The organism is Bacillus cereus group sp. BcHK124 (genome assembly GCF_027712065.1).
GTDB classification, from domain to species: Bacteria; Bacillota; Bacilli; order Bacillales; family Bacillaceae_G; genus Bacillus_A; species Bacillus_A pacificus.
The window spans coordinates 144,374-168,422 of the sequence record NZ_JAQFPJ010000003.1; the positions used below are offsets into that span (position 1 = coordinate 144,374).

The following is a 24,049-nucleotide window of genomic DNA, read 5'->3' on the forward strand; positions in this document are numbered from 1 at the left end:
GTTTGTTATTTGTGGAAATACTCCGTCTCAATCTCCTTCTCCTTCAAAAACTTTTCAATTTCTTTTTGCTTCCTACCATTAACTTTCTCAAAGCGTTTTGTAAAAGAAAAATCAGTCTTGAACAAGTTGCCATCTTCAGCGAGTTTGTCTAATTCTTGCTCTAGTTCTACTGAAAGTGCCGTAGACGATGAAATGTAATCATGAATTTCCTTCGAAGGCTGTTTGTAATCAGCAGGAATCGTATTGTTACTAATAAAATGATGGAAGTTCGCATCGTTTTGTTGCGCTAAATCTATTAGTTTTTGTAATTTCTCTCGGTCGGATTCAGTAACCTTCTCGTCAGACATGGCTGACGAAAGTGGAACGATGTTTTCGTATAACTCCCCGCTGTAATCTAAATAAGTTTTTATATTTTGTTTCATCTCGTCTTCATTAATCATTTCATTTTTCTTTGAGGAAGTGAATATCGTTTCTGGAATTTTAACTGTAACATCTTTAATAGATTGTACATCGTCTAATTTATTATATTGTGTATCATTTGCTTCATTAGATTGTGTATCATGTGAACAAGCTGGTAGCAATAAAATTGTAAGTGACATGAGTGGGTATAACATATACTTTTTCATCTTAATCTCCTTTTGCATTAGTGTCTTTGTAAAATAGCTATATTCCATTTCAAATACTTTACTAAAAGTGCATATAGATGTTTGATCATTTGATAACTTATGACGGATATGAGTAAACCGACGCAAAAAGCGATAAACACATTATAAACATCGGAGTAACTAATTTGATGAAACCCTTTAAAAAATCCTAACCCTATTAATAAAATAGGTGAAATAATTAATACTGGAGTAGCAATGATAAGCGCTAGAATAATCGGTAATAAAAAGAGTAGTACGAAAAAGGCGATAAAGATAAAGGCAAAGTTTAAAACACTTAAGCTCATAACAGAAAATAGTGCAGTTATCATATTTTTGAAGCTGCGTTTCTTGTCAGCATTGCTTATTGCATAGGAAACATTCAGTTCTTTCGCGATCGTTTTAGGGTTTCCTAGTTTTCTAGCAATTTCTTCTTCACATTTTCCGTCTTGTTTACCACTAATAAAATGAGTTTCGTACTCTAAAATAATATCTTTCTTTTCTTCATTAGGCATATTCCGCAGGGAAGAACTAAGTTGTTCTAAAAATTCACTTTTGTTCATAATAATCACTTTCCTTTATAGAATGATGAATGAAAGCTGAGAATCGTATCTTTTGAAAAGGGGGTTGCGAATTACAATTAATGGGTATTCCATTATTTACAAATATATCATTTAGTATTATTCTTTGCAAGGTACTGATATTTTTTTAATACTGTGATGAGGTGGAGGTTTTTTTAGCTTTTTTCGAGGAGATATAAAAATATTATTTTAAGATAAACAAAGGGTTGTAAGCGTATTCCTTATTGTTTGTCAAAATAATGTCAAATTCATATTGTTGGAAAAATAATGCATTTGTAATATAATGATAAATAATACTTCACCACATTAATTAACTAGGTGAAATTCAAAATCTTTATTACACAAATTATGAAACAAAGGAATGATTAGTTTGAGTACAGGTGTAAAAGCAAACGACGTGAAGACAAAAACAAAAGGAGCAGATCTTGTTGTTGATTGTTTAATTAAACAAGGTGTTACACATGTTTTCGGTATTCCAGGAGCAAAGATTGACTCTGTATTTGATGTACTGCAAGAAAGAGGACCAGAGTTAATTGTTTGTCGTCATGAACAAAATGCAGCATTTATGGCAGCTGCGATTGGTAGATTAACAGGAAAACCGGGCGTATGTCTTGTAACTTCAGGACCAGGGACATCAAATTTAGCGACAGGTCTTGTTACTGCGAATGCGGAGAGTGATCCCGTTGTTGCTTTAGCTGGTGCAGTTCCGCGTACAGATCGATTAAAACGTACGCACCAATCTATGGATAATGCTGCACTATTCGAACCAATCACAAAATATAGCGTAGAAGTAGAGCATCCTGATAATGTGCCAGAAGCATTATCAAATGCATTCCGAAGTGCGACTTCTACAAATCCAGGTGCTACTTTAGTCAGTCTGCCGCAAGACGTTATGACTGCGGAAACGACTGTAGAGTCTATCGGTGCGCTTTCTAAGCCACAGCTTGGAATCGCTCCCACACATGATATTACATACGTAGTAGAAAAAATAAAAGCAGCGAAATTACCGGTTATTTTACTCGGTATGAGAGCAAGCACAAATGAAGTGACGAAAGCCGTTCGTGAATTAATTGCGGATACAGAACTTCCTGTCGTTGAAACATATCAAGCAGCTGGTGCGATTTCACGTGAGTTAGAAGATCATTTCTTCGGCCGCGTTGGACTATTCCGTAACCAACCAGGTGATATTTTACTAGAAGAAGCAGACCTTGTTATTTCTATCGGTTATGACCCAATTGAGTATGATCCGAAATTCTGGAATAAACTTGGAGACAGAACGATTATTCATCTTGATGACCATCAAGCAGATATCGACCATGATTACCAACCAGAGCGTGAATTAATTGGTGATATCGCTTTAACTGTAAATAGCATCGCGGAGAAATTACCGAGACTTGTATTAAGTACGAAATCAGAAGCGGTGTTAGAACAATTACGCGAGAAATTATCAGAACAAGCAGAAATTCCAAATCGTCCTTCAGAAGGTGTTACGCATCCACTTCAAGTCATTCGTACACTTCGTTCTTTAATTAGTGACGACACAACCGTTACATGTGACATCGGTTCCCATTCTATTTGGATGGCGAGATGTTTCCGTTCTTATGAACCACGTAGATTATTATTTAGTAACGGTATGCAGACGTTAGGTGTTGCACTTCCTTGGGCAATTGCTGCTACTTTAGTAGAACCAGGTAAAAAAGTAGTTTCCGTATCAGGTGACGGTGGTTTCTTATTCTCAGCGATGGAGTTAGAAACGGCGGTACGTTTAAATTCTCCAATCGTCCATCTCGTTTGGAGAGACGGCACATATGATATGGTTGCATTCCAACAAATGATGAAATACGGCAGAACATCCGCTACAGAGTTTGGCGATGTTGATCTTGTGAAATATGCGGAAAGTTTCGGGGCGTTAGGTCTTCGTGTTAACACGCCTGATGAATTAGAAGGTGTATTAAAAGAAGCACTAGCAGCAGACGGCCCTGTCATTATTGATATTCCAATCGATTACCGTGATAACATTAAATTAAGCGAAAAATTATTACCAAACCAATTAAACTAATGGAGGCAGATTTGAGATGACTGTTGCGCAATTAATCGATATTGATGCAAAAAAAACGAAAATGAGTAATGAAGTATATCAAACATCTACAATGCTTGCGCTATTAGATGGTATATATGATGGTGTGATTAGCTTTGAGGAACTAAAAGAACGCGGTGATTTCGGCATCGGCACATTTGATCAATTAGATGGTGAAATGATTGCATTTGATAATGAATTTTATCATTTACGTTCAGACGGTTCAGCGGAAAAAGTAGAGCCAGAAGAAACAACACCATTTGCGACTGTAACGTTTTTTGAAAAAGAAATGAGTTATACGATAGAGCATCCGATGAATCGTGAAGAAGTGGAAGCATTATTACATGAATTAATGCCGAGTAAAAACTTATTTTATGGTATTCGAATGGACGGTACGTTCCGCGAAGTAAGAACGAGAACTGTTCCAAAACAAGAAAAACCGTATACACCGCTCGTTGAAGTGACGAAATCACAACCAATCTTCTCATTTAAAAATACAGAAGGTACGCTAGCTGGATTTTGGACGCCAGATTATGCGCAAGGTATTGGTGTAGCTGGATTCCATTTACATTACATTGATGATGAAAGAAGCGGAGGCGGACATGTTTTCGACTATGTTGTTGAAAACTGTACAATCCAAATTTGTCAAAAAGCTCATATGCATTTAGCACTTCCAGAAACAGCTGACTTTATGGCGGCTGAATTATCAAGAGAAAACTTAGAGGATAATATTGCGACTGCGGAAGGTGCGGAGTAAAAAGAGAAGCCGATTCGGCTTCTCTTTTATTTTGGGTTACTCCCGATATGTGGAACAATGCTCATCAGAAATAGAATAGTTCTCTTTACCAGTTAAGGCTGATACTTCTACTAATTGATGCCCAAGTCCATCCCATACGGTAACAGTATATAAGGAGGGCCATTTAATATTCCCACGAGCTAGTCGGAAAGAATAATAATCGTTGTCTGTTGTTACTAAAATTTTGTTATAAATAATATTTTTCGTTTTTCTATTTTGCAAAATAAGAACAAAGTCTAGTTTATCTTCTTCTTTTGGAATTTGTAGTATTCTTGCTACAAACATTCCATTTGGATTTTTCTTCGTTTTATATACTTTTTCTAATTCTATTTTTAGTTCAGGTTTACCCCTCATAGTCTCTCCCTTTACATATGTTTATTTCTTTGAAACAAACCGATGTCCCTCATAATAAAAACGCCACGGATAATGTACAGCTTCTTCTGCATAGTCGATATTAATACGAGGACCTGCTGTTATTTTATATTGTGATGATATGTGTTCTTCTTCTCGGACGAGTTCAATATGTAATGTGTCACTTTGTAATGAGACGCCTCGTTCTTCTAAAGTAATTCCGAGTGCACGGCATAGTTTGCCAGGTCCGTTCGTTAAATTTTTATACTGCGCCTTTGTAATGTCGGTTTTGTTGTAGCGCGCTAGTTTTATTTCTTCAATCCCGTCTACCGGTTCCAGGGCTCGAATGAGCACTCCTTGTGGGGTACCAACTGGCGCTGTAATGACGTTAAAACAATGATACATACCATAAATCAAATATACGTAAGCATGTCCCGGTGCACCAAACATGACTTCTGTACGGTCCGTTCGTCTACCTCCGTAACTATGTGCTGCTTTATCATCGGGACCTTTGTATGCTTCTACTTCAACAATGATTCCACTTCGCTTTATTCCGTCTACAATATGAACAAGTTTCTGTCCGAGTAATTTTTTTGCGACTTCTAACGTATCGCCTTCATAAAAGGAAGGAGGTGCCTGCATTGTACTATCTCCTTTACTGAGTGTATATGTATATAGTAAACCAAATTTTCAGTAGAAATTCTAACTCGTTCTATTTGCTACATTTATTTCATAAATTATGGATAGAGTACAACAGCGAAGAGGGGGAGTGCGACATGATTTATCGCTTACTAGCTCTTAACATAGATGGGACACTACTATACAACAACGGAAAAATTGCAAAAGGGCTACGAGAAACAATTGACTTTGTGAAAAGAAAAGACGTATACGTTACATTATTTACGAGCCGGAATTTTCAGTCCGCTCATAAAGTAGCAAAGGCGTTAAAATTAGATTCTATATTAGTGACACATGGCGGTGCTTTCGTTTCAGCAACGTTAGATAAACCGTACGTTCAAAGAAGATTATCAGAAGAGAAGACGTTTAACATTGTGCAAGTGTTAGAGCACTTTGATTGTAACGTCCGCATTTCTCATGAACGGTTTTCAATCGGAAATCGTGAGAGAAATACACCAAACTTAATTGCGCGTACTGTGTTATCAAGTGCTGATCCGTTATTTTATCCAGTTCAATTTGTAGATTCGTTAGGTGATGCGCTTCGTGATCATCCAGTCGCGGCGCCAAAAATTGATGTTCTTTTCCAAACGAAAGGTGAAAAAGAAAGAGGACTGAATACATTAAGAAAAGCGTTTCAAGATGTAGAGTATGTTGAGTGTGATTCAAAACGAATAGAAATTTTGCCACAAAATGTATCAAAATTACGTGGATTACAATTGCTTGGAGAGCATTTAAATATTTCGCTAAACGAAATGGTTGCCATTGGAGATAGCATGGAAGATTTAGAGGTTATTGAAAATGTGGGTCTCGGGGTAGCGATGGGGAACGCGCCTGTAGAGGTAAAACAAGCGGCCGACTGGATTACACGTTCAAATAGTGAGAACGGCGTAGAGTATATGATTAAAGAGCATTTCCGTAAGCAATTCCCGCTTCCGTTTTTGAAGAATCATAAAAATACGCCGAAACGATAAAGGAAAAACGTAGCTTTTGGCTACGTTTTTTTGTTGAACGTATTAAAAGGAATGAAAACGTTTTAGATTGTGAATTGTGTATGAAATCTATACAATTCACTTGAATACTCTGTAAAACTATTGTAGAGTGAATGATGTTGCCAAAATAGTTACACCATGTGAAATATTCTCCAGGTTAATTTTGTTGAGCTCCATATGCAAAAATACTTCCGCATGATAGTTTCGTTCACGTATTATCTCAAAAATGAATTGTAGTAATTTTATTGATCAGTTGTAGAGTTTCTTGTTTTTATTTAAATGGATGATTTTAAGTTATTGTGAGTAAGCCTTGGTACATATGAAAGATGCTTTTTGTTTGGTTTTAGGAAGTTTAAAAGGGGGAATGAATTTCTTGAGGAAATCATTTAATCAAAAAATAAAAAAATTAAGTAGTAGTTTTATAGTTGTGTTACTAGTATGTATGAATTTTTTAATCCATTTACCATATAAAGCAGAGGCAGCTACAACAGAATTAAACGGTTTAGGTGATGTATCTTATTACAATGCAATCATTTTTGGAGATCATAGTGCAACGAGTGCGGATATTGAGGGTGCGATGGCTGTTCAAAAAAATATGAATGCATCAAGTTATACAGTCGTAGCGGCTGCAACGGGAGCGAATAATTTAGCTGGAGCGACATGGGTAGATGAAGGATATCCGTCATTATTACTAGGTGGTCAATTTACGAAGGCGGGGACAGGACAAGTAATTATCCAAGATGGAACAGTGGCTATGACAAAAGATGGTGACCCAGAAGGTGCAATGAAATCATCATATGACCGTATCTCTTATAAAGAGCAAGCAGAGATTGATGCTAAGTTTAAAGAATTTAGAAAAGACGTTGATGGTGTAATTGAGGATGCGGGCCAATTACATACTGATAAACCAAAGTCGGGTATGACCTTTGGAATCGGTGAAGATGTAAATAATCCTAATATTTACGTTTCTTCAGGATTAGAAGAACAAGAACCATTCAATGTAAAGGATGTTTATCTTCCAAATGTAAGTAACAAAGATTTTATTGTTATTTATTCAGATGCAGAAGAAGTGAATTTTGGTGGCGGCGCAATCTTGTATGATACAACAGATAAGGGCGGGTTCACATTAGTTAATACATCTCAAGCATATGACCCTAATTCCTTTTTTACTGAGTTAGCTAGTAAAGTCATTTGGGTGTTCCCTAATGCTAAAAAGATAACAACTAAAGGATATGGTGTAGTAGGAAGTGTATTTGCGCCTAATGCAGTTGTAGAGACAAAGGGTGGATCTATTAACGGACAAGCCTTTGTTGGTGGATTACACCAAAGAGATGGATTTGAGGTTCATAATTTTAAATTTAACTGGCCAAAGTGGAAAAAGCCGGCAGCTGAAAAAGGAAATTTACAGATTAAAAAAGTTGATGAAAACGATGAAAACATTGTTTTAAAAGACGCAAAATTTGATGTTATAGACAAAGATAATAATGTTGTGGCTACTGTTACAACAAACGAAAAGGGTATTGCGGAAGTTAAAGATTTACCATTTGGTGATTATTTTGTAAAAGAAATTAGTGCACCAGAAGGATATATAAAAGTTGATACACCAAAAAAAGTAACAATTGATAATACAAACATAATTGAATTTGTTATGAAGAATACGAAAAAAGTAGAAAATGGTCAATTTAAATTATTGAAAAAAGATAGTGAATCTGGTCAACTTTTACCAGGTGCAAAATTTGATGTTATAGATAAAGATGGGAACGTTGTCGAAACAATTATTACAGATGGTAAAGGTGAAGCTTTATCAAAACAACTTCCAGTTGGAACATATACATTAAAAGAAGTTGAAGCACCAAAAGGTTACGAACTATCATCTAGCTTAGTTCATGTTGATGTAGATGCAAATAAAACAGTGACTGTAGATGTGTTGAATAAAAAGATTGTTGAAAAAGCTACAGGTCAATTTGAAATCGTAAAAGTGGATGCAGAAGATAAAGCGAAAGTATTATCAGATGCAGAATTTGAAGTGTACAAAGATGGCAAAAAAGTAGAGACATTACGAACAGATAAAACAGGTAAAGTAATCTCTCAGAAATTAGAGCCAGGAAAGTACACATTAAAAGAAACGAAAGCACCACAAGGATATAAGTTGTTAAAAGAAGAAATTGAAGTCGTTGTGGAAGCAAACAAAGTAGTGCAAGTACAAGTAGAAAATGCAAAAGAACTAGGAAGCTTACAAGTAATCAAAAAGGATGCAGAGAGTGGAAAAGTTCTATCAGACGCAGAATTTAGACTAAAGAACGAAAATGGTCAAGTAGTTGGGGAAACGAAAACAACGAATAAAGACGGCGTTGTGAAATTCGAAAACTTAGTGCCAGGAAAATATACGTTAGAAGAAACGAAAGCGCCAGAAGGCTACAAAGCAGTCGAAGTAACAGTCGAAGTAAACGTAGTAGCGAATGAAGTAGTAAAACAAGAAGTTATGAACGAAAAGTTAACAGGTCAATTTGAAATCGTAAAAGTAGATGCAGAAGATAAAGCGAAAGTATTATCAGATGCAGAATTTGAAGTGTACAAAGATGGTAAAAAAGTAGAGACGTTACGAACAGATAAAACTGGTAAAGTAATCTCTCAGAAATTAGAACCAGGAACATACACATTAAAAGAAACGAAAGCACCGCAAGGATATAAGTTGTTAAAAGAAGAAATTGAAGTCGTTGTGGAAGCAAACAAAGTAGTAGAAGTACAAGTAGAAAACGCAAAAGAACTAGGAAGCTTACAAGTAATCAAAAAGGATGCAGAGAGTGGAAAGGTTCTAGAAGGTGCAGAATTTAAGCTAAAAAATGAAACTGGTCAAGTAGTTGGAGAAACGAAAACAACGAATAAAGACGGTGTTGTGAAATTCGAAAACTTAGTGCCAGGAAAGTATACGTTAGAAGAAACGAAAGCGCCAGAAGGTTATAAAGCAGTAGAAGTAACAGTCGAAGTAAACGTAGTAGCAAATGAAGTAGTAAAACAAGAAGTTATGAATGAAAAAGTAACAGGTCAATTTGAGATTATAAAAGTAGATGCGAATGATAAAGCGAAAGTATTATCAGATGCAGAATTTACAGTATATAAAGATGGTAAAAAGGTAGCGGAACTGAAAACAGATGAGAGTGGAAAAGTGATGTCACCAAAATTACCATTAGGTGAATATACAGTGAAAGAAACGAAAGCACCAGAAGGTTACAAGCTTTCAAATAAAGAATGGAAAGTAACAATACAAAACGAGAAAGAAGTAGTAAAAGTAGAGGCGGAAAACGAAAGAATCTTAGGTTCTCTACAAATTATTAAGACGGATGATAAAGATCAAGCGAAACGTTTATCGGGCGCAGAATTCACATTGAAAGATGCGCAAGGGAATGTTGTAAAAGAAGGAATTACAACAGATAAGTCTGGAATTGTTAAAGTAGATGGACTAGTGCCTGGTGAATATACGTTAGAAGAAACAAAAGCGCCAGAAGGTTATGAGTTAACAAAACAAGTAATTCATGTAACAGTTGACGGTGAAAAAATTGTTGATGTAAAAGTAACGAATAGTAAGAGTCTTGGTCAATTCGAAATCGTAAAAGTAGATGCAGAAGATAAAGCGAAAGTATTATCAGACGCAGAATTCGAAGTGTATAAAGATGGTAAAAAAGTAGAGACATTACGAACAGATAAAACAGGTAAAGTAATCTCTCAGAAATTAGAACCAGGAACATACACATTAAAAGAAACGAAAGCACCACAAGGGTATAAATTGCTGAAAGAAGAAATTGAAGTCGTTGTGGAAGCAAACAAAGTAGTGCAAGTACAAGTAGAAAATGCAAAAGAACTAGGAAGCTTACAAGTAATCAAAAAGGATGCAGAGAGCGGAAAAGTTCTAGAGGGTGCAGAATTTAAGCTGAAAAATGAAACTGGTCAAGTAGTTGGAGAAACGAAAACAACGAATAAAGACGGTGTTGTGAAATTCGAAAACTTAGTGCCAGGAAAGTATACGTTAGAAGAAACGAAAGCACCGGAAGGTTATAAAGCGTTAGAAGTGACGGTAGAAGTAAATGTTGTTGCAAATACAGTAATAAAGCAAGAAGTATTAAATGAAAAAGTGAAAGAAAAAATTAAAGGTCAAGTAGAAATTACAAAGGTAGATGCTACTGATACAAATAAAAAATTAGCAGGCGCAGTGTTTGAAATTTTGAAAGATGGAACAAAAATAGACACATTAACAACAGATAAAAATGGTAAAGCAACTTCGAAAGAACTAGAGCCAGGAGATTATATTTTAAAAGAAGTTCAAGCGCCAGAAGGTTATGAGTTATCTGATAAGGAAATTGAATTTACGATTTCTAATCAAAAAATTGAAGTAGTAAAACTTCAAATTACAAATGAAAAAGAAACAAGCAAAGGTCCAGAGAATCCAGGTGGAGAAACAGAAACACCAGGTGGAGAAACAGAAACACCAGGTGGAGAAACAGAAACACCAGGCGAAGAAATAGAGAAACCAGGTGAAGAAACAGAAAAGCCAGGTGAGGAAACAGAAAAGCCAGGCGAAGAGACAGGAAAACCGGGTGAAGAAACAGAGAAACCAGGTGAAGAGACAGGAAAACCGGGTGAAGAAATAGAGAAACCAGGTGAAGAGACAGGAACATCAGGTGAAGAAACAGAGAAGCCAGGTGAAGAGACAGGAACATCAGGTGAAGAAACAGAGAAGCCAGGTGGAGAGACAGGAACACCAAGTGAAGGAATGGAAAACGTAGATAAAGAAAAACCTACCTTACCAGAAAAAGGACAAGGTGCGTCTCATGCACAACTTCCAGCTACAGGACATGATATGAATTATCTACCATTCATTGGTTTTGCTCTTGTTTTATTAGGAATACGTCTTAGATTTATGATTAAAAATAGTTAATAGTTTTATAAAAGGCATAAGAGATAACATTTCTCTTATGCCTTTTAGTTTTGTTGTTTAAGCTTCAATAACCTTAAGCATTCGATTTAAAAATGCGGCTGCTTCAGCACGTGTTGCTGTGCCTTTTGGTACGAATTCATTTCGTTCGTTACCTTTTACGATTCCGTATGCGTAAACATTTTGTAATGCCTTTTTATCGTATGCTAAATCTTGGTCAGTGAATGGTAATTTCACTTCTTTTCTATAAATCCAGTTATATTCTAATGCACGGTCAATCATAATAACAGCTTCATCACGCTTTATTGTAGCGGTTGGATCAAATTTATTATTCCCACGGCCACTAATGATACCTGCGCTAGCAGCACGGTTAATTCCGTCTACTAAAGATGGGTGGGCTTCGTTTAAGTCTGTAAATTTAGCGTTTCCAGCAGGTAAATTTAAAGCTCGCGACATTAAATTTGCAAACTCAGCTCGTGTCACGAGGCGGTTTGGCCAGTAAGAACCATTGCCGTCACCGAACATGATTTTTCTAGCAGCTAATTGACGAATGTCTTGTTCATACCAACCACCTGTAATGTCGTCTTTTTCATGAGGGACTTCTGGCGGCGGCATAACATCTTTACGATGTTCATTATAGTAAGCGTTCGTGCCCTTTAAGAAAGCATCCCATTGTCCGCGCTGAATCATAAATGCAGGGCAGTTTTTTCCGCTCCAAAATTGATGCTTTTGAACGTGATCTAGAGATATGTTTAATTCATTCATTAAAAAAGCAGCTAACTTGCGCGCATTTTCTACCGCTTTCGTATAATTTCCATCACTATTCACAGCAATTTCAATTCCGATAGATTCATAGTTTCCAGTTTTATTTCCGGCATGCCACCCAACTTCATTTAGCGGAAGATGTTGATAAATTTCTTTGTCATCTACTGTAAAATGCCAAGACGCTGAACGATCAGTATTTCCGCGAGCTTGATTATCTAAGTACTTCGCATGGTTTAAAGCGTTCGCACCTTTACTTGTATTAGCAGTTTCATGAATTGTAATGTATTTCGGTTCCATTGCGTAGCCAGGACGAATATTTTCATTCCCTTTTGGAACAATCATTTCTTTAAATGTAACACCATAAACGTTATTTGTAGGTAAATGAGATGGTGTTTTGAAGAAAGTTGCGCTTCTCTTTTCGACAGCACTTGTTTTTTCAAATAATGATGCTTTCGTACCGTCGAATGTAGCTGAAGGAGCATAAATCCATTTCTCAGTTCCGTTCATTTGAATGTTAAACCAATTCCCAGCTTGTTCAGTAGGAGTTACTGTTTGTGGCTGTAATTTCGTTTCTTCTTTAAACGATTGGAAAGGGAAGGAATATAATGATGCTTCTTCTGTTACAATTAGTTTTTGATTTGAGAGTTTATGAATCTCTTGTACTTCTAAACTATTATTTCCCTTATTAACCCAGCCAGCACCAGATGTAGTTTGTACGTAATAGGCATTGTTTTTTTTCTTTGTTGCCTTTACTACTGGTTCAGTAATTTCAATATTTGTTTTCGTTTTTAAGTCATTTGAATCGTATAGTGGAAGTTTTGTTGATAAGTGGAGAAGATATTCACCTGAGATTTCAAGGTCGTTTTCTTCGTCATGTCTATGCTGTTTTGCATGTTCTTCAATGCTTTTTAAAGCTTGCTCATCCGTAGACAATTCCGCAGTTTTCTCTATGCTTTCCGCGAATGAATGGATAGGTGCTACAAATGTTTGTAATGCTAAAGATAGTGCTAAAATATTGTAAAACTTTTTTTTCATAGTTGTTTTAACACGTGATAGTCTTTATGTCGTGTTAAGAGTCCTCCTTTATATGTATTTAAATTAGTAGCAAGTACTAATACGTTCTAGATTGTAACAAGAGTATATTCTAATGTCTATACAACTAGGGAAAGTTCGTTAAAAATTAATATTCAGTTTGTTTTAAATAGGATATGAAAATAAGGTAAAACCTTCTGTATTGACCTGCAAACGCCCTTCAAGTAAACTAAAGAGAGTTTGCAAATGAAAAGGTGATAATGTTGTTAATTTCAATTAAAACGTTACAAGATGATCGTTTTTTACGTCCGCTGCAAAATATTAGCGGCTTATTTTTTGAAGATAGTACGATTGGATTTGAACAAGAGGAAGCAAATCTTATCGTTGATATACACATTGAAGAGAATGTGAAAGCATCAGCTCGTTTAACAGATGTTGCGACTGGAAATGTGTATGAAGAAACATTCGCAAAAGATTTATCTGCTTTTACAGATGAAAAAGAGCGTATGAAGCAAGTGAAGCACGTTGTTTCTTATGTATATCTTTCTGTTCTTCAGCAGTTAACTGGCATTGAACAAAGCTGGGGTATTTTAACTGGAGTTCGTCCAACGAAACTTCTTCATAAAATGCTTCAAAACGGTATGTCAAAAGAAGAAGCACACCAAGAACTTCGTGAAAGTTATTTAATTCATGAAGAGAAAATTGAACTTCTTCAACGTATTGTTGACTGCCAATTAGCGGTAGTTCCGGATTTATATCGTTTGAAAGAGGAAGTAAGTATTTATATCGGTATTCCATTCTGCCCAACAAAATGTGCATATTGTACATTCCCGGCGTATGCAATTAACGGACGTCAAGGTTCTGTTGATTCATTCTTAGGTGGTTTACATTATGAAGTTCGTGAAATTGGTAAGTTTTTAAAAGAAAAAGGTGTAAAAGTTACGACGATTTATTACGGCGGCGGTACACCGACAAGTATTACAGCAGAAGAGATGGATATGCTGTATGAAGAAATGTATGAAGCGTTCCCAGATGTGAAAAATGTGCGTGAAGTAACAGTTGAGGCAGGTCGCCCAGATACAATTACGCCAGCGAAGCTAGAAGTGTTAAATAAATGGAATATTGACCGTATTAGTATCAATCCGCAGTCATACCATCAAGAAACATTAAAAGCAATTGGACGTCATCATACTGTAGAAGAAACAATTGAGAAGTATCATTTAGCTCGTGAAATGGGAATGAATAATATTAATATGGATTTAATTATTGGTCTTCCTGGTGAAGGGTTAGATATCTTCAAGCACACGTTAGATGAAACAGAAAAGTTAATGCCAGAATCATTAACAGTTCATACGTTATCATTTAAACGTGCTTCTGAAATGACGCAAAACAAACGTAAATATAAAGTAGCAGGTCGCGAAGAAATTACAGCGATGATGCACGAAGCAGAAGAGTGGACGCAAAAGCATAATTACGTACCATATTACCTATATCGTCAAAAGAATATTTTAGGTAATTTAGAGAACGTTGGTTATGCAATGCCGACGCAAGAAAGTATTTACAACATTGTCATTATGGAAGAAGTACAATCAATTATCGGACTTGGTTGTGGTGCATCAAGTAAATTTGTTCATCCGAAAACGGGAGCAATTACGCACTTTGCGAATCCGAAAGATCCAAAATCATATAACGATGGCTTCGTAAAATATACAGAAGATAAACTGAAAATTTTAGAAGAGCTATTTGCATAAGAAGAAGGGGCTGTTCCAAATCGGGACAGCTTCTTTTTTATATTGTCAGTTTTTGTCGGTAAGTCGATATATTCGAAAAATCGCTGATATAAATTGAGTTGCGGTCGATATATTTGAAAAATCGCCGATATATTTCAAGTTACGGTCGATATATCTGGAAAATCGCCGATATAATTTCATTTACCGAGAAGTGGATCAAAAACAATTTCATTTGTAAAACTATGTCGATAATAATCAGAAAAATTAGTCAAATCATTAAAGGACAATGTCTACTTATGGACGAAATGATAGATTTATGAAAGAGAAAAGGGGGAAATTGTTGGCATGTACATGACGATAGGGAGAATATTTGATTTATCTGTTGGTAAGTATCCGACTAAAGAGGCATTAGTGGAACCAGAAAAAAATATTCGTTGGACGTATAAAGAGTGGGATGAGCAAATAAATAAAACGGCGCATGCTCTATTAGAAGAAGGGGTAAGAAAGGGAGATACTGTATCTGTTTACTTATATAATTGCCGTGAATTTGTAAACGTTTACTTAGCCTGTGCGAAAATTGGTGCAATCTTTAACCCGATCAATTTCCGCTTAAAAGCAAAAGAAGTATCTTATATTCTCCAGGACGCATCCTCGAAAGTAGTTGTTTTTGAAAAAGCAGTTGAGCCAACCGTGGCTATCGTTGAACGAGATTTTCCGAATTCGTCTTTTTGGTATGTAGAAGACGATACACCTTCTTATGCTAGTTCCTACCATGAAAAAGTAAATGCGGCATCTTCTGAAAAAATAGATATTGAAATAGGTGAAATGGATTATTGTTCTATGCTGTATACGAGCGGTACGACAGGTCATCCGAAAGGTGTATTACATCGTCATCGCGAAATGGCTGAGCATAGTATGATTTGTACGTATTTCCTAAAATATAATCGAGATAGTATTGGGCTTGTTGTAGCGCCGTTATATCATTGCGGTGAGTTGAATGCTGGAATTATACCGCGCATTCAAGTTGGTGGAAAGAATGTTATTTTACATCATTTTGACACAGAAACAGTATTACATACAATTCAAGAAGAGAAGATTACGACGTTTTTTGCAGCGCCGACGATGTGGAATATGCTGTTGCAAAAAGATTTAACGAAGTACGATTTAACTTCGATGAAGATTGGTATATACGGCGGAGCAGCGATGGCTCCAGCGTTAGTGAAGGAATGTAAAGAACGTCTTTATATTGATCTTGTACAAATTTATGGAATGACAGAAATGGGACCTGTTGTTGCGTTTCTCGTAGAAGAGGACCAAATTACGAAAGCAGGTTCAGCAGGAACACCGTGCTTTAGTCATGAAATTCGAATTGTGAAACCAAGTGAAGATGCACCGGCAGAACCAAATGATGTATTGCCTCCTTATGAAGTAGGGGAGATTATTTTGCGCGGTCCAACTATGATGGCTGGTTATCATAACCGAGAAGAGGCAAATGCAAAATCGATGTATAAAGGGTGGTATCACTCGGGTGATTTAGGTTATTTCGATAAAGATGGCTATTTATTCGTTGCAGATCGAGTAGATGATATGGTAATTAGTGGCGGCGTTAATATTTATCCACGTGAAATTGAAGATTTCCTCCATAGTCATCCTGGTATATTAGATGTTGCCGTGCTTGGTGAGCCCGATGAATTATGGGGAGAACGTGTTGTGGCAGTCGTTGTAAAGAAAGATGAACATATTACAGAGGCTGATTTAGAAACGTATTGTAAAGAAAGTGATGAATTAGCAGATTATAAACGTCCACGTCATTATTTATTTGTGGATGAACTTCCTCGTAATGCAAGTGGAAAATTACAGAAGTTTGTGCTTAGGGAGTCTTTGAAAGGCGCAAAAAAATAGAAAGTGTCGGATGCACTATACCTATGTGATTTTCGCCTATTTTTAAATAGACGAAGCAATATCTTTGTTCTTTTGTAGAGGTAGAGAATTAAGTGAAGATCAATTGGTCTTCACTTAATTCTCGTTTCTTTGTAAAGAAGAGTAATTCGTGCATTTGAAACAATGTGAAAGAACTAAAGTGATGTAATGTACAAAAAAAGACACCCTAAGGTGCCTCTTTCCGACTTGAACCATTTTCATTTCATACGAATCTATCCGTATTACCCCTTTGTTATAAGTGTAAACACATACTATAAAACAGAATCGTCTATATACACTAATTGTTAGTTTAAAAAATACAAGAGATTTAAACTTAGTATTGGAGTAACGCCACATCCCCTATAATGATTGATATGTTACGCCTTTTAAAAGAATCTGCTTTATAGAACGTGTCCACAAGTTGTATTTTACTACATGTAATATTCATTTAGTTTATTTTTTGTGAATATGTATAATTACATAAACTTCATAAGAAAAAGGGAGTATACTTTGTTATTTTGTAATAAAGGTAAAGCCCGCCTAAAAATAGGGGGCTTTTCTTATTTTTTATAAATATTTATTCCAATTATATTATCAGATGAATCTAAACGAACATACACGTCATCTGACAAAAGGTGGGCATTATATATTCTTTGTTTATACGTTGATATCTCGAAGCGTTTTCCATTTGATTCACATTCCAAAATAATCATATCTCCATGTTCTTTCCAATTTACTAATCTAGCAGTTGTATTCATTTTTAATCCTCCTCTAAATCATTTTATGAAAATTAATAGAGATAGTGTGAGGAAGGAGTTTATATAGTCAAAAAGAAAGGTGAAGAGATTGTAAAATAGTAAATTTTTTGAAAAAATCATTTAATTATATCGATAATAAGATTAATTTAATGTATTAACCTAACAGAAGGGAGGAATAGCCATGCAATTAGTTTGTTTTAAAATAGTAAGTGGTCAATACTTCTTATTTGTAGAAGGTATTCAAATTCCTGTACCAATTCCAGCAGCAGCTGCAGCTCTATTAATTGGTTTAGGAATAATTCCACTTTGTTCTTAATGTAAGAACTTTCAGCAGTTCTACTTTTTAATTGAAAAACCCTCAAGTATATGAATGCTTGAGGGTTTTTATTGTTATAAAAAATCGTTGAATGAAATGGGGTTCGCAACATTGTTTGATGCTCATGTTGGGATACCCACTTTCTATTTTTATTTACGTGAAAATCCTTCTTCATCAAGGTATTCCGCAGCTTCTGGATAAGAGTTGAATGTACCGTCTAAATTTACACCAGCGTACACGTTCCACATATCGTCCTCTGAGATAAGAGTAAGGATATGACCGTCTTCGTTCTGCCATTCTTCTTCTTTTGCAGGTTCTGCAGGAACTACGATTTCTTCTTGTGATAATAGTTCAATTGATTGCTCAATTACTGAGCGTAACTCATCTGCTGAAAACTCACGGATGTTAACCATACCTTTATCATCCGTTTTGTAACCTTTAATCCCACTTGCATATACAAATCCGTTTCCATTTGGATGTAAATGATATACAACGTTCTTTTTATCTAAACGACTTTCTTCAAAGTGAAAGTTCACACGTTTTAATGATACGTTTTTTCTTTCTAATTCTGGGAAAGATTCAATGATCGATAATTTTTCTTCAAAAGTTAGCATAGTGCCTCCAAATATATAATAAAAGATTTAATTTATCCATTATATCATAGTTATAATAGTTTCCAAAGATGCGATAGGAGCTTACAATTGAATGCGTTTACGTCACGATACTGTAAAAAGTGGACTAACGAATGTATCCTTTTAGGTGTACAATGGAAAATGGACTTTATACAAAGGTGGTTATTATATGTTTCAAAAAATAGCAAAGGAATGTTTAGCAGGTTTTACTGTTGCGATTGTTGCATTGCCACTTGCCATTGCATTTGGTATTGCTGCAACGGGAACGTCTGAGGGAGCACTAGTCGGATTGTATGGTGCAATTTTTGCAGGCTTATTTGCGGCGTTATTTGGTGGTACACCTGGGCAGGTTACGGGACCAACTGGACCGATTACGGTTATTGCAACAGGGATTATTGCGACGCACGGATTAGAGGCGAGTTTTATAGCATTTATGATGGCGGGACTGTTTCAAATTTTATTCGGTGTATGTAAGCTTGGATCTTACGTGCGGTACATTCCCTATCCTGTCGTATCAGGATTTATGAACGGTATCGCATTAATTATTATTTTAGGTGAAATGAAGCATGTGCAAAATAGTTTTCTACTCGTCGTATTAACGATTATTGTCATGATTGTTTCTGGAAAGTGGATTAAGGCTATTCCATCTAGTTTAGTCGCATTAGTAGGTGTGACAGCTATGCTTCCTTTATTTTCTTCTGCGTTAGAAGGGCTTACAGTGAAGTTACCGGTTATCGGAAATTTGTCATTAAATAAGGTAATTGAAAAGATTGGGACGATTCCAGAAGCGATGCCAACGCTTCATATTCCATCTTTAAGTGGAACAGGTATAGCAGAACTTATTTTACCAGCGCTTAGTATTGCTTTATTAGGATCGATTGACTCGTTGTTAACATCGGTTGTAATGGATAACGTGACGGGGACACGTCATAAAAGTAATAAAGAACTGGTCGGACAAGGTATAGGTAATGTGATGAGCGGATTGTTTGGCGGATTAGCAGGGGCAGGTGCGACTGTACGATCTATCGTTAATATAAGAAGTGGCGGTAAAACGGCGCTTTCAGCAAGTATGCATAGTGTTATATTATTTATTTTCATTATGGGACTTGGATCAGTCGTACAATACATTCCACTTGCTGTATTATCAGGTATTTTAATTTTAACTGGTATTGGCATGTTTGATTGGGAGAGCATGAAGAAAATGCATGTAGCGCCAAAAGGTGATGTCGTTGTTATGCTCGTAACGATGATTGTCACAGTGAAGTTTGATTTAATGATCGCTGTTGCGTTCGGTATTATTCTTTCGTTTATTATATACATGGTGAAATGTAAAGAACGTAAATCTTCTATTGTAAAAGAAAAAGAAGCGACATATAAAATTAAAGGCCCACTTTCGTTTTTAACAGTGGATCGTGTTTTTTATGCTTTACAAGACGTAAAATCTCCGGTTGTTTTACGTATGAAAGATGCACGCTATATGGATGTATCAGGAGCTATGGCGTTATTGAATTTCATTGAGCAGTCGGATAAGTCAGGATTGAGTGTAACGCTAGAGCAAGTGCCTGCTCATATTAAAAAGACATTAGTAGCGATGGCGAGTAATGAGCAGAAAGATAAATTACTATTTGTAAAAACGGAAACTATATGAAGAGACACCCTTATATAAGGGTGTTTTTTTGTTTTTAACATCTGAATATCAAGATGTTATACGTCTGTTGACATTTATTCATCTTAGCAGTATAGTAACATTCTAGATTAGGTATGTGATATTATAGTAATGTATATGAATTTTGAGATTCCTTTTTTGTCAGAAGGAAGAGCTTTAAGCTGGAGGGAATAATTGATGTACAAACAGTTACCACACGGAGTGAAGATTGGTATTACACGCTCAATTGTTGTTTCTTTTGAGAAGTATATGAAAGAAATTGAATGGAACGAAGAAAAGTTTGATATGCAACAATTTGTTGAACAGTGGAAACAGTATTTATACACAAAATCAACTTGGATCAATAAAGTAGATGACGAGTTGAAAGGACATCCAGATTTCCATCAAGCGTTAGCAATGAAAGTAAATGAAAAAATTAACGAGCTTATTAATGAAAAACCGAGCGAAGAACAAGTGGAGCAATTAAAAAGAAATAAAGTAAAGCATGCAGATGAAATGTGCAAACTAGAAGCTGAATATCATATTGAACGTTTATTCGTAACGAAATAAATTTTACATAAAGAAAAAGCCTGTCCAAAGAGGTGTGATGACCATCTTTTTTGAGCAGGCTTTTTGTATGAAAAAAAGTAAGAGAGGCGAGCCTCTCTATGATTAGTCTTGTGGTACAAGTGCTTTCCAAGAAGATAGGTCCATATCTTCTTTTAATATAGATGAAGCAGGGAAGACAAATGACCACGGTTTTGTAGTGTTCGCTTTAATTTCAAGGTTCGGTAATGTGAAAGCACCTTTAACAACAACTGCACCTGTGGCATCTTCAATATGAAGAGGAAGTTGCTCTAGTTGAATGTTGTCTTTACAACCGTTACGAATAAGAAGCGTTGTATGTAAATCGCCGTTTTCTTTTCGTGCAGCTTGCAGACCTAGGAAGTTAATTTCACCATCATTTGGAGGTGTTAAATTGTCTACGAAATTACGTAAAGCTTCTTTGCTTGCTTCAGGTAACTGAGCTTCCCAAGATGGATCTAAATCTAATACATGCTTACTTTCAAGTTCGAACGCTAATTCCCAATCCGTTTGCGATAATTCAGCATCTGTAATTGTTTCTTGCTCAAATGTAAAGATAAACGGCATATTTACATTTGCAGGAATATCTCCTAATGCAGAAAGGTTAAATGTTTTTCGCGCGCATAATTTTTTCTCTTTATTTAGAAGAATTAATGTAACTTCTTCGAAAGAAATTGGTTTCGGAACAGTGCTGCGAATAAATACAGCTACGTCATAACCGCTATCACGCTTTTCAATCTCAATTCCAGATAAAGAAATTTGATATTCTTCTAAACGTGGTAGTTCTTTATGTAAAAATTGATAAATGTATTTTTGTTCTTGTCCTACTGCACCCCAGCTAGGGTGGAAGTAAAGCGTTGGTTTTACAGTTTTATTTTCAGTATTTGTGCTTTCTTGTCCGAATAGTTGATTACTAGAGACAGTCGTATCTTTTCCGTTTTTCTTAGCTTTTTTTAGGAATGATAACATAATCTTTCACCTCGTTATTGTACGTTTTCAGGAACACCTAAATGTCTTGCAACATAGCGGCACATTTCTTTTTCGAAATTACCATATGTGTATAAAAAGATATCTAAAGCTTCTTTTTGATAAAGACGAGTAGGGTCTTCTTGTTGATATTGTCTTAGCCCGATGCCTTCTTTTAAGTGGGTCATTGCATCTAAGTGATTGACCCAGTTCTGATCTAGGAAATGAAGGGCAACATATCGTAGCGACTGTTGTAAATCAGTATGGCTATCTAGCTCATTTACGCGCTCTTTATAAAGAGATAATGTTTCTTTTAAAACGGATTGTAAATCTTCCGGTGAATGTACATTATTCGCTGATAGTGATGGCATGTTTTCTACTGATAAAATTTCGTTTAGACTTGCTGTTAAACTAGCAAAATCCCATTCTTCTGGAAGCATACCTTCTACAAGATATTGCTTAGAAATGGCTTCTACAGCATGATCAATCATTGGAATAATAATTTCAATCATATTTGTATCTTCTTGTAATAAGTTATTACGTAATTTATAAATAACGTTACGTTGGTCATTTATTACATCGTCTAACTTTAAATTGTACTCACGCATTGAGAAATGGCTACCTTCACAAATTAATTGTGTACGGTTCACAAAATCATGGACTTTAGAAGTTAGAATAAGTCCCGTTTCATCTGTTTTCAGTGATTTCATTAATTTCTCGACTTCTTCTTGTGCGAAACGTTTTAGCATTTCATCTTCTAAAGAAAGGAAGAATTGAGAGCTACCTGGGTCACCTTGGCGACCAGCACGACCTTTTAGCTGATTGTCAACGCGTCGCGATTCATGGCGTTCTGTCCCGATTACATGTAATCCACCAAGTTCGTGAACACCCTCACCTAGTAAAATATCAGTACCTCGTCCGGCCATATTCGTCGCAATTGTAATTTGTCCTTTTTGTCCAGCAGTTGCGATTAAATCAGCTTCTTGTTCTGCGCTTTTTGCATTTAATAATTGATATGTAATATTTGCTTCATCTAAGTAACGAGCAACGGTTTCTGATTGTAAAATAGACATTGTCCCAATTAAAATCGGGCGTCCTTGTTTATTGTGTTTTAGAACATCTTCACGTACAGCTTTATATTTAGCATCGGCTGTTGCGTATACGACGTCCTTTTTGTCTTCACGAATGATCGGACGGTTTGTCGGAATCGGCATAACTTCCATGTTATATACACGGTTAAATTCTTTTTCTTCCGTTTTTGCTGTACCTGTCATACCAGATAGTGCTGGATACATACGGAAGAAGTTTTGAATTGTAATGGACGCTTGTGTTTGATTTTCTTCAGTGATTTCTAAGCCTTCTTTTGCTTCAAGAGCTTGGTGTAAACCGTCACTTAAAGAGCGACCATCCATAACACGACCCGTGAAAATATCTACAAGTAGAATTTTTTCATCGTGTACAATATAGTCAACATCACATTGGAAAGCGACATGAGCTCGTAATGCTTGAATCATATAATGATATAAAGTTTGATGTTCTAAATCATATAGGTTATCGATATCAAATAAATCTTCTATTTTTGTAATACCGTCTTCTGTAAAACTAGCAGATTTCGATTCTGCATCGTATGTGTAATGAAGAGTATCCTGGAATGATTTAATAACTTTTGCACATAAATAGTGTAAATCGGAGCTGCTTGATTTCTTACCAGCGATAATAAGAGGTGTCTTTGCTTCGTCAATTAAAACGCTATCAATCTCATCGATAATAGCAAAATGATAAGGACGTTGTACCTGTTCATTTTTTGAAGAGGCCATATTATCACGTAGATAGTCAAAGCCAAATTCTGTTCCAATACCGTATGTAATATCAGCTTCGTAAGCAAGTTTCTTTTCGGCAGGATCGATTTGAGGAATATTTAATCCAACCTTTAAACCTAGAAATTCATGAACTTGGCCAATTAATTCTTTATCTCGTTTTGCTAAATAGTCGTTTACAGTAATAACGTGAACGCCTTTTCCTTCAAGAGCACGTACGTATGTTGGAAGAGAAGAAACTAATGTTTTTCCTTCACCAGTTGGCATCTCTGCAATATTACCTTCTAATAGTACAAGGCCACCAATTAACTGCACATCGTAGTGACGTAATCCAAGTACACGTTTTGCTGCTTCACGTACAACAGCGAACGCTTCAACTTTAATATCATCCACTGTTTTTCCGTCACGAAGCATGTTTTTAAATGTGATCGTTTTATGACGCAATTCTTCATCAGATAAATCAGATATTTTTTCTTCCAGATTATTAATTTCTTGAACAAGTTGTTCATATTTTTTTAGTTTTCTCTTTTGAGAATCTCCTAACAGCTTTTTTACCGAATTCAGCATGTTGTAAACACTCCTCTTACTGACAATAGCTACATTATAGCACATGTTTATCCCGAATAAGTAGAAGTAGTAAATTGAAGAAATAACTGGATATAAATAAGGTGTTATTGTACATACTATATTTAAAACATAGAAAGAAAGAGAGTATTCAATGTATAAGAAATTTGGTATGATAGCTAAATGAGATAAAGTGAAATTTTTCAAAAAAGAGAAGAATATAGCTATCTCGTTTTATGTTGTAATATGTATGGAAATTATATATTGAAAGAAAAG

The 24,049-nt window shown here is 35.7% G+C and carries 18 protein-coding genes; 9 read left to right on the forward strand and 9 right to left on the reverse strand.

The window, feature by feature from the left end:
* Positions 1 to 5: 5 nt before the first annotated feature.
* Positions 6 to 626, reverse strand: a complete 621-nt coding sequence (locus PDK19_RS07630) for an NDxxF motif lipoprotein (protein WP_049114222.1) — start codon at positions 624 to 626, stop codon at positions 6 to 8.
* Positions 627 to 643: 17 nt separating this feature from the next.
* Positions 644 to 1,204, reverse strand: a complete 561-nt coding sequence (locus tag PDK19_RS07635; protein ID WP_001042962.1) for a DUF1700 domain-containing protein — start codon at positions 1,202 to 1,204, stop codon at positions 644 to 646.
* Positions 1,205 to 1,592: 388 nt separating this feature from the next.
* Between PDK19_RS07635 and alsS the strand changes: the two genes are divergently transcribed.
* Both alsS and alsD read left to right on the forward strand, forming a co-directional pair.
* Positions 1,593 to 3,281: an acetolactate synthase AlsS gene (alsS, locus tag PDK19_RS07640; RefSeq protein ID WP_000103516.1), complete on the forward strand. Its 1,689-nt coding sequence runs from the start codon at positions 1,593 to 1,595 to the stop codon at positions 3,279 to 3,281.
* Between the two features lie 16 nt (positions 3,282 to 3,297).
* Positions 3,298 to 4,056, forward strand: a complete 759-nt coding sequence (gene alsD / locus PDK19_RS07645) for an alpha-acetolactate decarboxylase (protein ID WP_087994725.1) — start codon at positions 3,298 to 3,300, stop codon at positions 4,054 to 4,056.
* Positions 4,057 to 4,092: 36 nt separating this feature from the next.
* Here the strand turns inward: alsD and PDK19_RS07650 are convergent, their stop codons facing one another.
* Together PDK19_RS07650 and PDK19_RS07655 are read right to left on the reverse strand one after the other, a co-directional pair.
* Positions 4,093 to 4,449, reverse strand: a complete 357-nt coding sequence (locus PDK19_RS07650; RefSeq protein ID WP_242269278.1) for a hypothetical protein — start codon at positions 4,447 to 4,449, stop codon at positions 4,093 to 4,095.
* A 21-nt stretch (positions 4,450 to 4,470) separates the two neighbouring features.
* Positions 4,471 to 5,088 carry a DNA-3-methyladenine glycosylase gene (locus PDK19_RS07655; RefSeq protein ID WP_001148790.1) on the reverse strand — a complete coding sequence of 206 codons (618 nt, stop codon included), beginning with the start codon at positions 5,086 to 5,088 and terminating at the stop codon, positions 4,471 to 4,473.
* Positions 5,089 to 5,222: 134 nt separating this feature from the next.
* Here PDK19_RS07655 and PDK19_RS07660 point away from each other — a divergent pair, with 134 nt between their 5' ends.
* Together PDK19_RS07660 and PDK19_RS07665 are read left to right on the forward strand one after the other, a co-directional pair.
* A complete protein-coding gene (locus PDK19_RS07660; RefSeq protein WP_000640395.1) occupies positions 5,223 to 6,095 on the forward strand; it encodes a Cof-type HAD-IIB family hydrolase in 873 nt (290 codons plus the stop codon).
* Between the two features lie 382 nt (positions 6,096 to 6,477).
* Entirely contained in the window at positions 6,478 to 11,046 is a 4,569-nt protein-coding gene (locus PDK19_RS07665; protein WP_088306477.1) for an MSCRAMM family protein, read from the forward strand.
* A 57-nt stretch (positions 11,047 to 11,103) separates the two neighbouring features.
* Here the strand turns inward: PDK19_RS07665 and PDK19_RS07670 are convergent, their stop codons facing one another.
* A complete protein-coding gene (locus PDK19_RS07670) occupies positions 11,104 to 12,843 on the reverse strand; it encodes an S-layer homology domain-containing protein (protein ID WP_139303017.1) in 1,740 nt (579 codons plus the stop codon).
* Between the two features lie 257 nt (positions 12,844 to 13,100).
* Here PDK19_RS07670 and PDK19_RS07675 point away from each other — a divergent pair, with 257 nt between their 5' ends.
* Positions 13,101 to 14,591 (forward strand): coproporphyrinogen III oxidase, encoded by a 1,491-nt coding sequence (locus tag PDK19_RS07675; protein WP_070805334.1) that lies wholly within the window; start codon positions 13,101 to 13,103, stop codon positions 14,589 to 14,591.
* Positions 14,592 to 14,915: 324 nt separating this feature from the next.
* Entirely contained in the window at positions 14,916 to 16,472 is a 1,557-nt protein-coding gene (locus tag PDK19_RS07680) for a fatty acid--CoA ligase (protein WP_270706875.1), read from the forward strand.
* A gap of 578 nt (positions 16,473 to 17,050) precedes the next feature.
* On the opposite strand, the gene PDK19_RS07685 is transcribed toward PDK19_RS07680, so the two are convergent.
* A complete protein-coding gene (locus PDK19_RS07685) occupies positions 17,051 to 17,248 on the reverse strand; it encodes a hypothetical protein (protein ID WP_001098287.1) in 198 nt (65 codons plus the stop codon).
* Between the two features lie 181 nt (positions 17,249 to 17,429).
* Between PDK19_RS07685 and PDK19_RS07690 the strand changes: the two genes are divergently transcribed.
* Complete coding sequence (locus tag PDK19_RS07690) at positions 17,430 to 17,564, forward strand: hypothetical protein (protein ID WP_001177692.1); 135 nt, start codon at positions 17,430 to 17,432, stop codon at positions 17,562 to 17,564.
* Between the two features lie 149 nt (positions 17,565 to 17,713).
* On the opposite strand, the gene PDK19_RS07695 is transcribed toward PDK19_RS07690, so the two are convergent.
* Positions 17,714 to 18,178: a hypothetical protein gene (locus tag PDK19_RS07695; protein ID WP_000955012.1), complete on the reverse strand. Its 465-nt coding sequence runs from the start codon at positions 18,176 to 18,178 to the stop codon at positions 17,714 to 17,716.
* A gap of 187 nt (positions 18,179 to 18,365) precedes the next feature.
* Here PDK19_RS07695 and PDK19_RS07700 point away from each other — a divergent pair, with 187 nt between their 5' ends.
* Together PDK19_RS07700 and PDK19_RS07705 are read left to right on the forward strand one after the other, a co-directional pair.
* On the forward strand, positions 18,366 to 19,844 hold the full coding sequence (locus tag PDK19_RS07700) for a SulP family inorganic anion transporter (RefSeq protein WP_000486644.1): 1,479 nt from the start codon (positions 18,366 to 18,368) through the stop codon (positions 19,842 to 19,844).
* A gap of 195 nt (positions 19,845 to 20,039) precedes the next feature.
* The gene (locus PDK19_RS07705; protein WP_000278023.1) at positions 20,040 to 20,411 is read left to right on the forward strand and encodes a hypothetical protein; all 372 of its coding nucleotides are present in this window, start codon (positions 20,040 to 20,042) and stop codon (positions 20,409 to 20,411) included.
* 102 nt (positions 20,412 to 20,513) lie between these two features.
* Here PDK19_RS07705 and PDK19_RS07710 read toward each other — a convergent pair whose 3' ends face one another.
* On the reverse strand, positions 20,514 to 21,395 hold the full coding sequence (locus PDK19_RS07710; protein ID WP_000948200.1) for an accessory Sec system S-layer assembly protein: 882 nt from the start codon (positions 21,393 to 21,395) through the stop codon (positions 20,514 to 20,516).
* Between the two features lie 14 nt (positions 21,396 to 21,409).
* Positions 21,410 to 23,776 (reverse strand): accessory Sec system translocase SecA2, encoded by a 2,367-nt coding sequence (gene secA2, locus PDK19_RS07715; protein WP_000935169.1) that lies wholly within the window; start codon positions 23,774 to 23,776, stop codon positions 21,410 to 21,412.
* Positions 23,777 to 24,049: the final 273 nt, after the last annotated feature.

Bases quoted from the DNA above. Each gene is read 5' to 3' on its own strand.
- secA2 (WP_000935169.1), bottom strand. From the start codon at position 23,776: ATGCTGAATTCGGTAAAAAAGCTGTTAGGAGATTCTCAAAAGAGAAAA.
- PDK19_RS07695 (WP_000955012.1), bottom strand. From the start codon at position 18,178: ATGCTAACTTTTGAAGAAAAATTATCGATCATTGAATCTTTCCCAGAA.
- PDK19_RS07710 (WP_000948200.1), bottom strand. From the start codon at position 21,395: ATGTTATCATTCCTAAAAAAAGCTAAGAAAAACGGAAAAGATACGACT.
- alsD (WP_087994725.1), top strand. From the start codon at position 3,298: ATGACTGTTGCGCAATTAATCGATATTGATGCAAAAAAAACGAAAATG.
- PDK19_RS07690 (WP_001177692.1), top strand. From the start codon at position 17,430: ATGCAATTAGTTTGTTTTAAAATAGTAAGTGGTCAATACTTCTTATTT.
- PDK19_RS07660 (WP_000640395.1), top strand. From the start codon at position 5,223: ATGATTTATCGCTTACTAGCTCTTAACATAGATGGGACACTACTATAC.
- PDK19_RS07680 (WP_270706875.1), top strand. From the start codon at position 14,916: ATGTACATGACGATAGGGAGAATATTTGATTTATCTGTTGGTAAGTAT.
- PDK19_RS07675 (WP_070805334.1), top strand. From the start codon at position 13,101: ATGTTGTTAATTTCAATTAAAACGTTACAAGATGATCGTTTTTTACGT.
- PDK19_RS07665 (WP_088306477.1), top strand. From the start codon at position 6,478: ATGAATTTCTTGAGGAAATCATTTAATCAAAAAATAAAAAAATTAAGT.
- PDK19_RS07670 (WP_139303017.1), bottom strand. From the start codon at position 12,843: ATGAAAAAAAAGTTTTACAATATTTTAGCACTATCTTTAGCATTACAA.
- PDK19_RS07685 (WP_001098287.1), bottom strand. From the start codon at position 17,248: ATGAATACAACTGCTAGATTAGTAAATTGGAAAGAACATGGAGATATG.
- PDK19_RS07635 (WP_001042962.1), bottom strand. From the start codon at position 1,204: ATGAACAAAAGTGAATTTTTAGAACAACTTAGTTCTTCCCTGCGGAAT.
- PDK19_RS07705 (WP_000278023.1), top strand. From the start codon at position 20,040: ATGTACAAACAGTTACCACACGGAGTGAAGATTGGTATTACACGCTCA.
- PDK19_RS07700 (WP_000486644.1), top strand. From the start codon at position 18,366: ATGTTTCAAAAAATAGCAAAGGAATGTTTAGCAGGTTTTACTGTTGCG.
- PDK19_RS07655 (WP_001148790.1), bottom strand. From the start codon at position 5,088: ATGCAGGCACCTCCTTCCTTTTATGAAGGCGATACGTTAGAAGTCGCA.
- PDK19_RS07630 (WP_049114222.1), bottom strand. From the start codon at position 626: ATGAAAAAGTATATGTTATACCCACTCATGTCACTTACAATTTTATTG.
- PDK19_RS07650 (WP_242269278.1), bottom strand. From the start codon at position 4,449: ATGAGGGGTAAACCTGAACTAAAAATAGAATTAGAAAAAGTATATAAA.